This window comes from Microtetraspora fusca, from assembly GCF_001570365.1.
Taxonomy (GTDB): Bacteria; Actinomycetota; Actinomycetes; order Streptosporangiales; family Streptosporangiaceae; genus Microtetraspora; species Microtetraspora fusca.
On record NZ_BBYK01000048.1, the window covers coordinates 200,385 to 214,293 of the forward strand.

The window sequence follows — 13,909 nt, forward strand, 5'->3', positions numbered from 1 at the left end:
ACGAGGGGCCGGGTGAAGGCCGGGCGCGGGCGCGTCGTGTTGGACAGCCGGATTGGGGGATCTCGCTGTGACACGCATCTGGCCGCCTCATATCCCAGTCCGGCTGATCGGTTCCGACGGCCGCGGTCCCATCGGAGCACCGCCTCGTGCGAGGTGCCGGGGGCGCTGAGCGGTCATGGCCCGCCTGCTGGGAGAACGCCCCCGCCCGGCACGGGTGCGGGAACACCGGTACGCGCCGTGGTTCGCGGTGGCGGCGGTGTGCATCGGCGCGTTCATGGGGCAGTTGGACGCGAGCATCGTCACACTGATCTTCCCGGCGCTCCAGCGCGGGTTCCACGAGCCGCTGGCGGCCGTGCAGTGGGTGGCGTTGGCGTACCTGCTGACCGTGGTGGCGCTGCTGGCCGGGGCGGGACGGCTGGCCGACATCGTGGGACGCAAGCTGGTCTACCTTCACGGGTTCGTCGTCTTCACCGCGGCGTCGTTGGCGTGCGGGTTCGCGCCGTCGCTGCCCGTCCTGGTGGCGTGCCGGGTGGTGCAGGCGGCTGGGGCGGCGATGTTGCAGGCCAACAGCGTGGCCCTGGTGGTGACGAGCGTCCCCCGGCGGCGGGCGCGGGCGGCGCTGGGGGCGCAGGCCGCCGCGCAGTCGCTGGGCCTGGCCGTCGGCCCGCTGGTCGGCGGGGTGATCGTCGGCCTGGTCAGCTGGCGGTGGGTGTTCTGGATCAACGTGCCGGTCGGGCTGGTCGCCGTCGTCGCCGGCCGCTATCTGCTGCCCCGCACCCGCGAGCGGGCCCACGGCGGGGCCTTCGATCTGGTCGGTCTGCTGCTGCTCGCCTGCGCCGCCTCGGGCCTGCTGCTCGCCGTCTCGGCGGCCTCCGGCCTGGGGTGGCCGCCGTGGGCGGTCGTGGTCCTGCTGGCCACCGCCGTGGCGTCCGCCGTCCTGCTCCCGCGCAGGGAACGGCGGGTGGCCGCCCCGCTCCTCGACCCGGCCATGATGGGCGACGCCGCGGTGGCGCGGGGGCTCGGCGGAGCACTGTGCGGGTACCTCGTCCTGTTCGGGCCGCTGGTGCTGATCCCGCAGGTGCTGCTCGCGGCCGGTCTGAGCGAGCCGCACGCCGGTCTGGTGCTCAGCGCGCTACCGGCCGGCTTCGCGCTGGCCGCCCTCGCGGGCGATCACCTGCTGCCGCGCCGGTGGGGCAACCGGCCGCGCTGCCTGGCCGGCGCCCTGACGGCGGCCGCAGCGGTCGGACTGGCGGCGCTCGCACCCGCCTCGTCCGGCCCCCTCGCCGGTTTCCTGGTCATGCTGGGCGCAGGTCTCGGCGTCTTCGTCCCGGCCAACAACGCCGCCGTCATGGCCACCGTCCCGGTTCGGATGTCGGCGACCGCCGGAGGGCTGATCAACATGGCGCGCGGCGTCGGCACCGCGCTGGGCATCGCCGCCGTCACCCTCGCCCTGTACGCCACGGGAGGGCCCGGCGTGGCCGGGGCCCGGGTCGCACTGGCGGGACTGGGAGGAGCGGCGCTCGTCGCCGCGCTGACCGCGGCAGCGCCGTCCCGGTCAGGCCCATCACGGGCAGGATGACCCGCTCCGGATAACTCGATTGACGGAGTGAGTACTCACTCCGTATCGTTACGGCAGGCCTTGGACATTCGCTTCTCGGAAGGAGAAGGGAGAGGGCCGCTGTGGCCCCCGCTCCCGCCATCCCATGACCACACCCCCACCGGCCCGGCGCCGCGCGCCGGGTATGAGCGCGGACGAACGCCGCGCGATGATCGTGCAATCCGCGCTGCCGCTGATCGCCGAGCGCGGCGCGATGGTGAAGACCAGCGAGATCGCCGCGGCGTGCGGCATCGGCGAAGCCACGATCTTCCGCGTCTTCAAGGACAAGGAGGAGTTGCTCGACACCTGCGTGGCCGAGGCGATGCGGCTGGACACCGCACTGGAGGTGATCAAGGAGATCCCCGGCGACCTTCCGCTGGCCGACCGGCTCTGCGAGGCGATGTCGGCGCTGGAGGCGCATACCGGGCGCATGGCCCGGGTGTTGGGCGCCATGGCGGCCTCACGCGGACAGGTGCGGCGCGAGGCCCCCGCGGCCGACCGGCCCGATGATGAGCGCGCCGATGAGCGCGGGAACGACCGGCGGCCCTCCCGCCCGGAGCGCGGCCACGGCGGCAGGTCGGAGGCCATCCGCCTCTCCCGCGCCGCCCTGGCCGAACTGCTGGAGCCTGACCAGGAACGCCTGCGCATGCCGGCCGACCAACTCGCGGGCATCCTGCTGAGTCTGGTCTTCGCCCGTTCCCAGCGGTTGTCCGACGGCTCGCCCCGGGTGTCGTTCAAGGAGCTCATCGACGTGTTCCTGCACGGGGCCCTGCTGCCGGAGCCGCCACAGGAGGCGACGTGAGCGGCGGGGGCGGTTTGGAGTCGGCCATGCGGCGCGCCGCGTTCGGCTTCGACGGGCCGACGAGCGTGCCCGCCAGCGGACTGACGGGGCCGATCGACATCCCCGACCCCGCGCCTCCCACCGGTTCTCCACGGTGCGCCGGGCCGACCGGATCCTGGTGCTGCGGGAGGGCAAGCTCATCGAGCACGGCTCCCACAGGGAGCTGATGGCCGTGGGCGGCGTCTACGCGGAGCTGTTCACCCTGCAGGCCGCGGCCTATCTCGGCGACCCCGACCAGACCGCCGAGAGCGAGCCGGTAGAGCCCGGCCGGTGATTTGCCGCGTCAACCGGAGGCGCGCGACGCTGTTTTCACAGCAATTGCGTAAGCATGTAATCATCCGAACTGCCACAATATCGGCATGCGCCTCCCCCAGTGGTTCGCCGAGCGAGCCGAGCCGATCTCTGACGACGGCGAGATCCGCGTCTCCACGCTGGAACTCTTCTTCGATCTCGTCTTCGTCTTCACCGTCACCCAGCTCACCACGCTGCTCACGGACGGCTTCAGCGAGGACCGCTTCGTCGGCGAGGGAGCCCTCCAGGCGCTGCTGGTGTTCGGTGTGATCTGGTGGATGTACTCCGGCTACGCGTGGCTGACGAACACGATCCCGCCGGTCCGTGCGGCGCGGCGGGTGCTGCTCCTGCTCGGCATGACGGGTTTCCTGATCGTCGCCCTGGCGATCCCCAGCGCGTTCGGGAGCGGCGGTCCGGCGTTCGCGCTCGGCTACCTGCTGCTCATCACCGTGCACGCCGCCCTCTACCTCCAGGCGACGACCGCGTTCTGGCGCGTGGTCCCCTTCAACGCAGCCGCCACCACGCTGATCTTCCTGACCGGGTTCGTCCCGTATCCCTGGTCGTACCTGCTCTGGGCGGGGGCGCTCGTGCTCCTGTGGGGCAGTCCATACTTCATCGGGCAGAAGGGGTTCCCGCTGCGCGGCGCGCACATTGTGGAACGGCACGGCCTGCTGATCATCGTGGTGCTCGGCGAGTCGGTCATCGCCATCGGCATCGGCGCGCACGGCCACGCCGGACCCGGGTTCCTGGTGGCGGCGGCCCTCGGGCTCGCCGTGGCCGCCTGCCTGTGGTGGGCGTACTTCGGCGGAGACGACGAGACGGCCGCCGAACACGCGCTGGCCCGCCGGGACCCGGTCAGCCGAACCCGGCTCATCCTGGGTGCCTACTTCTACGCCCACATCCCGATGCTGCTCGGCGTGGTCACGGCGGCGGCGGGCGTCAAGAAGGCCGTGGAGCACCCCTTCGCACCGATGGAACTCGGACCGTCGGTCGCCCTCGCGGTCGGGATCGCGCTGTTCCTCGCCGGGCACCGCTGGTATCGGCGCGTACTGGGGCTGCGCCGCGCACCGGCCCCGCTGATCGGGACGGCCGCGGCGCTGCTGAGCGGCGCGGTGGGACTGTGGTCGGCGGCGGCGCAGCTCTCCGCGCTGCTCGTGGTGCTGATCGCCCTGCTGGTGGCAGAGCACCGCAGTCGCGCAGTCCCCGCCTTGGACAATGCGCTCGACACGGTCGGCGCGGCCCCCGATCACCACCCCGGCCGGTGAGCGGCCTCCGCCGACGCACGCCAGGGAGCGCCTGGGGATCGGTCAGCCAGTGATCTTGCAGCCATCCTCAGCCGCCGTGTCAGGCAGGGCGGAGGAAGGCAACCAGGAAGTTCGAGTCATCCCTGAACGGACGCAGGTCCCAAGTGGACAGCAGCAGGTCGGGTTCGAGCGCGCAGGCCGCGGCGTCCGCAAGGAACTCGCTGAACTCGTAACCGCGGCCGGCGCCGAAGCCGATCACGGCCCGGCCCTCGGGCGCGAGATGCGCACGGAACCGTCTCAGCACTTCACGACGCGTGCTTGGCGCGAGAAACGTCATCACGTTCCCGGCGCAGACGATGGCATCGAACGGCGTGGTGATGCCCTGTGCCGGAAGGTCGAGTTCGGCCAGGTCGCCAACCGACCATCGCGGCCCGGGGTGGTCCTGCTCGGCGGCCTCGATCAGAGCCGGGTCGACATCGACGCCGACGACGTCGTGGCCGGCCTCGGCCAACGCGCCACCGACCCGGCCGGACCCGCAGCCGGCGTCGAGGATGCGGGCGCGGCGCGCCACCATGGCGTCCACAAGACGGGCTTCCCCGGCGAGGTCGTCACCGGCGCGCGCCATGGAACGGAATCGCTCAATGAACCAGCTGGAGTGATCGGGGTCGGCGGCAACCTTCTGCATCCAGATGCTCTGTTCAACCATGCCTGCATTCTCCCGGACCGGAGAAGGCGATGGGCGGCCGCGGCTGTAGCCCCTCGCAAGCGCCAGAGCGGGGGCCGAAGGCTCACCTGGTGAAGCCGGGCCCGCCGCGCACGCGCCGCACCAGGTCGTCGGCGGCATCCGGCCACTGGTCGTAGTCGAAGGTGAAGCCCGCTTCGAGCAGGCGGCCGGGGACGACTCGGCGGCTTTTCAACAGGAGTTCGGTGTCCGAGCGCAGCGCGAACGCGCCGATCTCGGCCATCCACTTGGTCGCGGGCAGGCCCACCGGAACGCCCCAGGCGGTGCGCAGCACCCGCATGAACACGCGCTGCGGTAAAGGAGCGGGAGCGGCGAGGTTCACCGGCCCGGCGAGGTCGTCCCGGTCGGCCAGGAACTCGACGGCGCGGACGAAATCGCGGTCGTGGATCCAGGACACGTACTGCGCGCCGCCCGCGACCGGGCCACCGAGGCCGAGCCGCGCCAGCCGCAGCAAGGCGTCGAAGACTCCGCCGCGGTCGGGACTCATCACCATGGCAGTGCGCATGCTGACCTTGCGCGTGTACGGGGTTTCGGCTCGCTCCTGCGCCCGCTCCCACGCTTTTGCGATCTCGACGCTGTAGGCCCAGTAGCCCGGGACGCCGAATTCGGTGCCGCCGAGCACGCCGGTCGCCTCGTCGTTGGGCGCGTCGAAGCGGTGGGAGTAGACGGTGGCAGTGCTCATCTGCAACCAGACGCGGGGAGGCCGCGCGGCGGCTGCGATCGCCTCACCCACAACCCGGGCGGAGTGCACGCGCGAATCCATCATGGCCCGCAGGTTGGCTGCGGTGTAGCGACAGTTGACGCTGCGTCCGGCCAGGTTGACCACGATGTCGCTGCCGTCGATCTCCTCCGCCCATGGGCCCGGGGTCTCGCCGTCCCAGCGGACTTCACGGTCGCGCACCGGCCGTCTGGTCAGGACCACGACGTCGTGGCCCGCGGCGGTCAGCGCGCGGTTCAGGATCGCGCCCACCTGCCCGGTTCCCCCGGGTATCACGATCTTCATCAGGCTCCTCCCAGGTATGCGGGACGAGCCTAGCGCAGCGAGTTGAACGCGTTCAAAAGTGAGGTGACGCCCATCTCAAGGGAAGGTCGGCACGGCTCTGGCCTGGGGAACCGGAAGGACTGCGGGGTGGTGGGACTCGCGGCGAAGGCGTGGGGCTCGCCACCCGCACGGCCGAGACGCCCCTTGCCCCAGCGGTCGGGAGGACCGCCGGGGCGCAGGGCGTTGACCGGGGCTCAGCCGGTGTACGGAGGGGCGACGCCCCAACCCCAGTGCGGCACGGGAGCGTCCTGGAGGGGCGTCGCGCCGGGCTGGGAGTTGCCGAGCGCCAGGCGCGTCCCCCACTCGATGTAGCCGGCGAACGCGGCGCGGAACTCGGGGTCGTCCGGGAGGCCCACCTCGTCGGCGGCGTCCATCAGCAGGCTCACCCAGCGGCGCCGCATCGGCTCGGTGATGGCCTTGCCGAGGTGCATGGACAGCATGTGGCGGTATCCGCCTCGCTCGTCGGTGTAGCGGGAAGGGCCGCCGAAGACCTCCGACAGCCACATCGCCACATAGTGGGGGTGGTGGGGGTCCATGTTCTTGAACAGCGGGCCGATCAGCTCGTCGTCCAGGACGAGTTCGTAGAACCGCGTGGTGAGCCGCTCGAACGCCTCGGAGCCGCCCGCCCATTCATGCATCGTCGGGACGGAGCCGCCGGAGCCGCGCACGGCCGTGCGCTCGTAGTGGCGCATCTCCGCGATGTCGTTCACGTACGGCCGGATCTCCGTGAAGAACGCCCGGAAATGCTCGCCCGACCGGAATCCCTCCATGTGGTCCCGGGCCGACGTCCAGGTGATGCGCAGGATGTACGAGGCGGGCTCGTCCACGCATCGGGAGAGCTCGTAGTCCACGCATTGCGGGGCGGCGGCGAGTGAGCGGGCGGCCCGCGCGTAGGCCGCCTCGAACTCCTCGGCCCGCCCCTCCGCTATCGCGTACCGGATGTATTCCACGATCATGCTCAAGAACATACAGCCCTTCACTGTAATCTTGTAATCGCATATGCGGCAGCGATTCCGGCCGAGGGTGCCGGGGGATCTCCCGGCGGCCGAGCCCTGCCGTACGCATCGCCGCGCGGGAGGTACCGCCGCCGCCACAATGGTCGTGACGGTCACTGTTCCTGCGCGCGTTCGGTCTGCTGGTCGTGCGGCAGCGCGGACCAGTCGAAACAGATCGTCCCGGCCGGCGCGTCACCGTCACGCAGTCGTTCGTACGTCTGCGCCGCGTGGAGGGGCGACACCTGTCCGGCGATCATCCCGGCGGTGCGGAAGGCGCCCGAGGCGAGCCGGCGGAAGTACAGCTCGGTCACGGCGTCGCGGTTGAGCGGGCCGGCCGACGGGTCGTCGGAGACGATGTCGGCGTGCGCCCCGAGAATCGTCAGCGAGTTGCTGACCACACCGGGGCCGAGCATCTGCCTGGACGGCGTGGGCGTGTCGCCGAGCAGCACGACGCGGCCCAGCCTGCGCGTGAGCCGCACCGCCTGGGAGAGCACGGCCGGGCTGCCGGTGACGTCGAAGACCACGTCGACGAGACGCCCGCCGGTCAGGTCGGCGACGGCGGAGTGGGCGTCGGCCGCGGACATCGCCAGCACGTCCGTCGCGCCGCTCCCCCGCGCCAGGTCGAGGCGCCGGGCGTCGGTGTCGATCGCCACGACGCGCGAGGCGCCGTGCGCGACGGCGTACTGGACGACGAGCTGTCCGACCGGGCCGAGACCCAGGACCGCGACGGTCTCGCCCATGGCGATCGCCGCCCTGGCGTCGCCGGCGGCGGCGGTGACGACCAGCGGCACCCACACCGCCTCCTCATCGGACACGTCATCGGGGAGGAGACGCGCCTCACCGGCTTTCAGCGTGACCAGTTCCTGGTGGGGGGCGTAGCTCTGCACCCGGTCACCTGGCCGCAGGTTCGTGACACCCGCTCCTACGGCCTCCACGACCCCGGCCATGCTGTACCCGGGCCGGAACGGGTAGCGCACCCACTCCTCCCAATTGGAGCCGGGGTCGAACTCACCGCGCAGGCAGGCCAGCTCGGTGCCGGGACTGATCAGCGAGAGCGTCGAACGGCAGAGCACCTCGCCGGCGCCGGGCGGCGCGACGTCCTCCCTGGCCACCCGGACCTCACGCGGCATGACGAACTCGATGAACCACGACTTCATCGGTTGCTCCCAAGGTGTACCGTCTGGCCGCTGGACGCACTCTGGTATGCGGCATCGATGATCCGCATCGAGGTGATGCCGTCGGCGGCGCCGGGCGCGGGCTCGGCCCCGGCCAAGGTTCCGAGAAACGCGCGCATCTGCGCGTCGTACCTCCGCTGGAGTTCCTGCTCGGACAGCTCGGCCGGAAACTTCTGCACCGGCTCCGCGCCGGCGCGGACGAGCGTGCCGGGGAAGGTCCGCGCGTACGCTTCGGTGCCGCACACGTGCACGCTTCCCGACGGACCGGGCGCGTGCGGATGCCACCAGCCCGCCTCCACCGTGGAGGTGACTCCGTTGTCCCAGACGATCGTGAGGATCGCCGTATCGTCGACGCGGAGGTCGCGGTAGTGCGTCCCGCAATGCGCGGTCACGCTGACCGGCTGCGGATCTCCGAGTACGTAGCGGCTGGCGTCGATGGCGTGGACCCCGAGGTCCATCAGCGCGCCGCCGCCGGACAGGGCGGGATCGGTGAACCAGCCGTCGGGGCCGAACCCCGCGTGCACGGCGTACGCCGTGGTGTGCACGGGACGGCCGAGCGTCCCGTCGCGTACCAGGCCGCGCAGCCAGCCGACCTGCTCGTCGAAGCGCAGGCAGTGGGCGAGCGTCACTCGGGCGCGCGGGCTCTCGGCTGCGGCGACGGCCCGGGCCTCGGCGGCCGTCATCGCCATCGGCTTCTCCAGCAGCACCGGCAGTCCCGCCTCCAGCGCCTTGACCGTCTGCCGCGCATGCATCGCGTTCGGCGTGGCGACGATGAGCGCGTCCACCTCGCCGTCGGCGAGGAGCCGGTCGAGATCGAGGTAGCGGCGGTGGAAGCCGTACCGCTCCGACAGCGCGGCCAAGGACTCCGCGCGGTGGTTGACGGCGGCGACGAGCCGGCCGCCGCCGGCGGCGATGGCGCGCGCGTGATAGTCGGCGATGTAGCCGGTTCCGGCGATGGCGAGGCGCGGGGCGCTCATCCGAGCTCGTCCAGGCGCACGAAGCGGGCGCCGGCGGCGCGCAGGCCGTCGATGACCAGCGGCATGGCGCGGCCGGTCGCGCGGGTCCACGGGTGGAACAGCACCACCGCGCCGTCGCCGTGCGCGGTCGCCTGCTCGATGACGGCGCGGGCGACCTGGGGCCCGGTGGCCTTCGTCCGCCAGTCGAGGGCGTCCACCTGCCAGCTCACCTCCTGGTAGCCGAGCCGGTCCAGGGCGGCCAGGACCGCCGGGTCGTCGGTGCCGTCGCCGAACGGGCAGCGGAACCAGGGCCGGGGGTCGTGCCCGGTGATGCGGCGGATGGTCTGCTCGGCGAGCCGTACGTCATTGGCCAGCCCTTGGGAGGACAGCCATGTCATCCGCGCGTGGTGGTGGGAGTGGTTGCCGATCAGATTGCCGTGCCGGGTCAGTTCCTTGGTGAGCGCCGGGTGCGCCTCGGCCCAGCGGCCCTGGACGAAGTGCGTCGCCACCACGTCGCGGTCGGCGAGTGTGTCGAGTACGAGCCGGGTGCCGTCCGGGTGGGCGGGGCGGTCGGCGTGCTCGACGTCGAAGGTCAGCGCGACCCGCCAGGAAGCTTGTTGTTGGGGGGACTTCGCCACGTCTTGCCTACCTCTGTCTCGAGGGAGTCGCTTTTTTGCGTTCTTGACAGGCATGACAGCCATGGCGATTGTTGCTGACAATATTGTCATCAATCAACCGCTTGGTAGTGATCCGTGTCCGCAACCGGAAGGAACACCTGGTGGCCCGCTATCGGCTGGAAACCGGCTCGACCCCTCTGCACCACCAGGTGTATCTGGACCTGAGCGCCGCGCTTGACGAAGGGGAATGGCGTCCCGGTGACCGCCTGCCCCCCGAGCGTGAGCTGGCCCGCCGGTACGGCTGCAGCCTCATCCCGGTACGGCGAGCACTGGACGAGCTGACCCGCGAAGGCCGCCTGGAGCGCACCAGGGGACGCGGCACGTTCGTCCTGCATCCCCGGCTGGAGGTCGAGATCGGCCACAGCGGGAGCTTCGCCGACCTCATGCGCATGCACGGCATGGACCCGGACACCAGGCTGATCACCTCCCGGATCGAGCCGTCCGGGGAAGTGGTGGCCGCCGCGCTCGCGCTGCCCCCGGGCACGCACGCCATCTACCTCGAACGGTTGCGCATCGCCGACGGCGAGCCGCTGTTCCTGGAACAGGTCTACCTTCCCGCCGACCGATTCACTGGCCTGCTCGACCACGACCTCGAACGCCACTCCCTGTACGACCTGCTGGCCGAGCAGTACGGAGCCGTGGTCGTGCGCGCCCGCGAGGCCATCGAGCCGGTGCTGCTGCGGGCGCACGAGGCCCACCTGCTCGACCAGCCGTCGGGTCGCCCGGCCCTGCTCGTGGAGGGGATCGCGTTCGGCCCCGAGAACGAGCCGATCGAGTTCACCCGCAGCTACATAAGAGGCGACAGGGCCCGCCTGTCCTTCGAAGGAAGCATCCTTCGTCCGCCCCGCCCCAGCCCCGGGGAGACCGACACCCCCTGAAGGAGACGCATGAACGGGACCCGCCCCCGGCTCCTGCCCGCCCTGGCCGCGCTCGCGTCCGTCCTGACCCTCGCCGCGTGCGGACCCGGCGCCGGCACGCGCACCGGGGCCGCGCCGGTGGAACTGCGCTGGTACTGCTGCCTCGGCACCGGCGAGCAGGCCGACCAGGTCAAGGTGGAGCGGGCGGTCGTCGACAAGTTCAACGCCCGCCATCGCGACATCAGGGTGAAGCTGGAGGTGGTCACCTACAACTCCGCCCGTGACACGCTCGCGACCCAGATCGCCTCCGGCAACGGGCCCGACGTCGTCGGCCCCGTCGGCGTCGGCGGCGCCGCGGCCTTCCACGGTCAGTGGCTCGACCTCGGCCCGTTCATCAAGTCAAGCGCCTTCGACCTCAGCACGTACGCCGAGGGCACGGCCGACCTGTACCGGATCGGCTCGGTGCAGGAGGGCCTCCCGTTCGCGATCTACCCCTCGACCCTGTACTACAAGGCCGACCTGTTCACGGAGGCGGGTCTCGCCGAGCCTCCGCACAAGTACGGCGAGAAGTACAGGTGGCCGGACGGCCGCGAGGTGGAGTGGAACTACGACACGCTCAAGGAGCTGGCGCTCAAGCTCACCGTCGACAAGAACGGCAAGGACGCCACCGAGGACGGCTTCGATCCCGAGAGCATCGTGCAGTACGGCTTCGAGCCGGCCCGCGACGACCTGCGCTATCAGGGCGCCGCGTTCGGGGCAGGGTCGCTGGACTCCGGTGACGGCGAAACCGTGAAGATCCCCGACGCGTGGGCCGACGCGTGGCGCTTCTTCTACGACGGCATGTGGAAGGACAGGTTCATCATGACCGGGCCGGTCTTCGAGACCGACCAGTTCAACGGTGACGGCGCCGCCTTCTTCTCGGGGCACGTCGCGATGAGCGTGAACTTCCTCTGGTCCACGTACGGCGTCGCGGGCGCGGGCACGGACTGGAACCTGGCCGCGATGCCCTCACACGACGGCACGACCACCTCGCCCACCAGTGCCGACACCTTCCGGATCCTGGCCAGGAGCAAGCACCCGGCCGAGGCGTTCGAGTTCCTGAGCTACCTGGTGGGCCCGGCGTCCGGCGAGTTGCTCTCGGCGTACGGCGCGATGCCGGCGCGCACCGCCGACCAGGACGCCTTCTTCGGGAAACTGGCCGGCCAGTTCACCAACACCGTCGACTGGCAGGTCGTCAAGGACAGTGTGCGGTACGCCGACACGCCGCACTCCGAGGCGTACATGCCGAAGTACAACCAGACGCTCTCCATCCTCGGCACCTACCGGAGCCGCTGGATGACCAAGGGCGGGCTCGACATGGACGTGGAGCTGAAGAACATGCGCGACGAGATCCAGGACGTCTGGGACCGGTAACCGCGCGCCCGCCTCTCTCGCCACCCCCCTCGTGAAAGGCGTCCCGATGACCGCCGTCCCCATCCGCCGGCGGGCCCCGATGTCCCGGATGGCCCGCCGCGAAGCCCGGCACGGGTTCCTGTTCGTCCTCCCCTGGATCATCGGGTTCCTCGCGTTCACCGCGATCCCGATGGTGGCCACGTTCGTGTTCACGTTCCTCAACATCACGCTGTCCGAGTCGGAGCCGCTCAGGTTCGTCGGCCTGGAGAACTACCAGCGGCTCTTCGGCGACAGGCAGGCGTGGGCCTCGCTCTGGGTGACCGCCCGCTTTGCGCTGCTCTGGCTGCCGGTGGTCGTCGCCCTGCCGTTCCTGCTGGCCGTCGCCGTCAACAGCCGGTACGTGCGCGGCGGCGGGCTGCTACGAGTCCTGCTGTTCATGCCGTACGTGGTGCCGTTCGTGGCCGGCGCGCTGATCTGGCAGAACATGCTGGTCGACGACGGCTGGATCGACTCGGCCCTGCGCCGGATCGGCGTCGCCCACCCGCCCAGCTGGCTGAACGACCCCACCTGGGTGATCCCGGGGCTCGTCCTGATCGGACTGTGGGGGCTGGGCTCGGGCATCATCATCAACCTCGCCGGACTGCGCGGCATCCCCACCCACCTGTACGACGCGGCCAGGCTCGACGGGGCGGGCTGGTGGCGCCGACTGCGCCATGTGACGATCCCGATGATGTCGCCGGTGCTCTTCTACACGATGATCCTCGCCGTCGTCGATGTCATGCAGTACTTCCTCGTGCCGCTGGTGCTCTTCGACGGCAGCGGCGACCCCGGCGGGGCGACGCGCTTCTTCAACCTCTACCTGTACCAGACGTTCTTCACCTTCCAGGAGATGTCGTACGGGTCGACGTTGGCCTGGCTGCTCTTCGTCATCACCCTCGTCGTGACCCTCCTGTTGTTCCGCCTGTCCCGGCACTGGGTCCACTACACGAGCGAAAGGTGATCCGGTGACACCGCACATCGCCCGACGCGTCCGGGTCGCGCTGATGACGATCGTGATGTTCGGCGTCGTCGTCGCGTTCCTGGCCCCTCTGGCGCAGATGACGCTGACGTCGCTCAAGAGCGAGCGGCAGATCAGCCAGGCGCGCTCGCCGCTTCTGCCGTCCGACCCGCGCGGCTACACCTACCAGGGGCAGCGGTACGACGTGTACCTCGTGCCCGTCGACGGCACGGTCCGCGAGCTGGCCCTGGTGAAGAAGGGACGCACGGAGAGCGGTTTCGTCGACCCGGCCGAGCCGGAGAAGGGAGTCATCACCTGGCGGGGCTCCTGGCGCGGCCTCCAGCCGAGCTGGACCCTGGCACCGCGGTGGTCGAACTACTCCGACGTGTGGAACCTGATCGACTTCCCCCGATTGCTGTTCAACACCGTCGCGATCGCGCTGATCGGCACGCTCGGCACCGTCCTGTCCTGCACGCTGGTCGCGTACGGCTTCGCCCGCTTCCGCTTCCCCGGACGGGGACCGCTGTTCACCCTGCTCATCGCCACGATCTTCCTGCCTGTCACGGTGACGCTGATCCCGACGTACACCGTCTTCGCGAAGATCGGCTGGGTCGGCACCTGGCTGCCGCTGCTCGTGCCGACGTTCTTCGCCAACGCCTACAACGTCTTCCTGCTGCGGCAGTACTTCATGACGATCCCGCGCGAGATGGACGAGGCGGCCGCGATCGACGGGGCGGGACCGCTGCGCACCCTGCGCTCGGTGATCGTGCCGCAGGCCTGGCCGGCGATCGCCGCCGTCATCCTTTTCAACTTCGTCTACACCTGGAACGACTACTTCACCCCGCTCGTCTACCTGTCGGGGCAGCCGGACCTTCAGCCGCTCCAGGTCGGGCTCGCCGCCTTCAACGGCCTCTACACCCACAACCCCGCCTACATCCAGGCCGGCACGATGATGACGATCGCGGTGCCGGTGCTGCTGTTCGTCTGCTTCCAGCGCACGTTCGTCCGGGGCATCATGAGCACCGGAGTCGACAAATGACCCGGGCCGCCGGGGCCCCGGTCCACCGGAGCGCCTGAGGACCTGTTCGCGGTCGCCGAAGCCG

General features: G+C 70.7%; 14 protein-coding genes. 8 read left to right on the top strand and 6 right to left on the bottom strand.

Features of this window, described 5'->3' with window-relative positions:
- Positions 1–175 precede the first annotated feature (175 nt).
- The 4 genes from AWQ68_RS18635 (at position 176) to AWQ68_RS18650 (ending at position 3,994) form a co-directional block, all read left to right on the top strand.
- The gene (locus AWQ68_RS18635) at positions 176–1,579 is read left to right on the top strand and encodes an MFS transporter (protein WP_066942047.1); all 1,404 of its coding nucleotides are present in this window, start codon (positions 176–178) and stop codon (positions 1,577–1,579) included.
- Positions 1,580–1,766: 187 nt separating this feature from the next.
- Positions 1,767–2,399 carry a TetR/AcrR family transcriptional regulator gene (locus tag AWQ68_RS18640; protein WP_245655974.1) on the top strand — a complete coding sequence of 211 codons (633 nt, stop codon included), beginning with the start codon at positions 1,767–1,769 and terminating at the stop codon, positions 2,397–2,399.
- A 133-nt stretch (positions 2,400–2,532) separates the two neighbouring features.
- Positions 2,533–2,712, top strand: a complete 180-nt coding sequence (locus AWQ68_RS18645) for a hypothetical protein (protein WP_066942050.1) — start codon at positions 2,533–2,535, stop codon at positions 2,710–2,712.
- A gap of 85 nt (positions 2,713–2,797) precedes the next feature.
- Positions 2,798–3,994, top strand: a complete 1,197-nt coding sequence (locus AWQ68_RS18650) for a low temperature requirement protein A (protein ID WP_066942053.1) — start codon at positions 2,798–2,800, stop codon at positions 3,992–3,994.
- A gap of 79 nt (positions 3,995–4,073) precedes the next feature.
- On the opposite strand, the gene AWQ68_RS18655 is transcribed toward AWQ68_RS18650, so the two are convergent.
- The 6 genes from AWQ68_RS18655 to AWQ68_RS18680 all read right to left on the bottom strand — a co-directional run bounded on the left by AWQ68_RS18655 (position 4,074) and on the right by AWQ68_RS18680 (position 9,521).
- On the bottom strand, positions 4,074–4,679 hold the full coding sequence (locus AWQ68_RS18655; protein ID WP_066942055.1) for a class I SAM-dependent methyltransferase: 606 nt from the start codon (positions 4,677–4,679) through the stop codon (positions 4,074–4,076).
- An 82-nt stretch (positions 4,680–4,761) separates the two neighbouring features.
- Entirely contained in the window at positions 4,762–5,718 is a 957-nt protein-coding gene (locus AWQ68_RS18660) for a TIGR01777 family oxidoreductase (protein ID WP_066942056.1), read from the bottom strand.
- A 233-nt stretch (positions 5,719–5,951) separates the two neighbouring features.
- Complete coding sequence (locus AWQ68_RS18665; protein WP_066942175.1) at positions 5,952–6,713, bottom strand: group II truncated hemoglobin; 762 nt, start codon at positions 6,711–6,713, stop codon at positions 5,952–5,954.
- Between the two features lie 152 nt (positions 6,714–6,865).
- Entirely contained in the window at positions 6,866–7,909 is a 1,044-nt protein-coding gene (locus AWQ68_RS18670; RefSeq protein ID WP_066942058.1) for a zinc-dependent alcohol dehydrogenase, read from the bottom strand.
- Positions 7,906–8,904 (bottom strand): Gfo/Idh/MocA family protein, encoded by a 999-nt coding sequence (locus tag AWQ68_RS18675; protein WP_066942060.1) that lies wholly within the window; start codon positions 8,902–8,904, stop codon positions 7,906–7,908. The genes AWQ68_RS18670 and AWQ68_RS18675 overlap by 4 nt, the downstream gene beginning before the upstream one ends.
- Entirely contained in the window at positions 8,901–9,521 is a 621-nt protein-coding gene (locus AWQ68_RS18680; protein ID WP_066942062.1) for a polysaccharide deacetylase family protein, read from the bottom strand. The genes AWQ68_RS18675 and AWQ68_RS18680 overlap by 4 nt, the downstream gene beginning before the upstream one ends.
- Before the next feature lie 140 nt (positions 9,522–9,661).
- On the opposite strand from AWQ68_RS18680, the gene AWQ68_RS42555 reads away from it, so the two are divergent.
- From AWQ68_RS42555 to AWQ68_RS18700, 4 genes are read left to right on the top strand one after another with little or no spacing between them, the layout of a single operon-like run.
- On the top strand, positions 9,662–10,438 hold the full coding sequence (locus tag AWQ68_RS42555) for a GntR family transcriptional regulator (protein WP_066942064.1): 777 nt from the start codon (positions 9,662–9,664) through the stop codon (positions 10,436–10,438).
- A gap of 9 nt (positions 10,439–10,447) precedes the next feature.
- Entirely contained in the window at positions 10,448–11,830 is a 1,383-nt protein-coding gene (locus AWQ68_RS18690) for an ABC transporter substrate-binding protein (RefSeq protein ID WP_066942066.1), read from the top strand.
- Between the two features lie 46 nt (positions 11,831–11,876).
- Positions 11,877–12,809 carry a carbohydrate ABC transporter permease gene (locus AWQ68_RS18695; RefSeq protein WP_066942067.1) on the top strand — a complete coding sequence of 311 codons (933 nt, stop codon included), beginning with the start codon at positions 11,877–11,879 and terminating at the stop codon, positions 12,807–12,809.
- Between the two features lie 4 nt (positions 12,810–12,813).
- Positions 12,814–13,845 carry a carbohydrate ABC transporter permease gene (locus AWQ68_RS18700; protein WP_157545439.1) on the top strand — a complete coding sequence of 344 codons (1,032 nt, stop codon included), beginning with the start codon at positions 12,814–12,816 and terminating at the stop codon, positions 13,843–13,845.
- Positions 13,846–13,909: the final 64 nt, after the last annotated feature.

Excerpts from the sequence above, each read along its gene's own strand:
- AWQ68_RS18635 (WP_066942047.1), top strand. The coding sequence starts at position 176 with ATGGCCCGCCTGCTGGGAGAACGCCCCCGCCCGGCACGGGTGCGGGAA.
- AWQ68_RS18640 (WP_245655974.1), top strand. The coding sequence starts at position 1,767 with ATGATCGTGCAATCCGCGCTGCCGCTGATCGCCGAGCGCGGCGCGATG.
- AWQ68_RS18650 (WP_066942053.1), top strand. The coding sequence starts at position 2,798 with ATGCGCCTCCCCCAGTGGTTCGCCGAGCGAGCCGAGCCGATCTCTGAC.
- AWQ68_RS18655 (WP_066942055.1), bottom strand. The coding sequence starts at position 4,679 with ATGGTTGAACAGAGCATCTGGATGCAGAAGGTTGCCGCCGACCCCGAT.
- AWQ68_RS18660 (WP_066942056.1), bottom strand. The coding sequence starts at position 5,718 with ATGAAGATCGTGATACCCGGGGGAACCGGGCAGGTGGGCGCGATCCTG.
- AWQ68_RS18665 (WP_066942175.1), bottom strand. The coding sequence starts at position 6,713 with ATGATCGTGGAATACATCCGGTACGCGATAGCGGAGGGGCGGGCCGAG.
- AWQ68_RS18670 (WP_066942058.1), bottom strand. The coding sequence starts at position 7,909 with ATGAAGTCGTGGTTCATCGAGTTCGTCATGCCGCGTGAGGTCCGGGTG.
- AWQ68_RS18675 (WP_066942060.1), bottom strand. The coding sequence starts at position 8,904 with ATGAGCGCCCCGCGCCTCGCCATCGCCGGAACCGGCTACATCGCCGAC.
- AWQ68_RS18690 (WP_066942066.1), top strand. The coding sequence starts at position 10,448 with ATGAACGGGACCCGCCCCCGGCTCCTGCCCGCCCTGGCCGCGCTCGCG.
- AWQ68_RS18695 (WP_066942067.1), top strand. The coding sequence starts at position 11,877 with ATGACCGCCGTCCCCATCCGCCGGCGGGCCCCGATGTCCCGGATGGCC.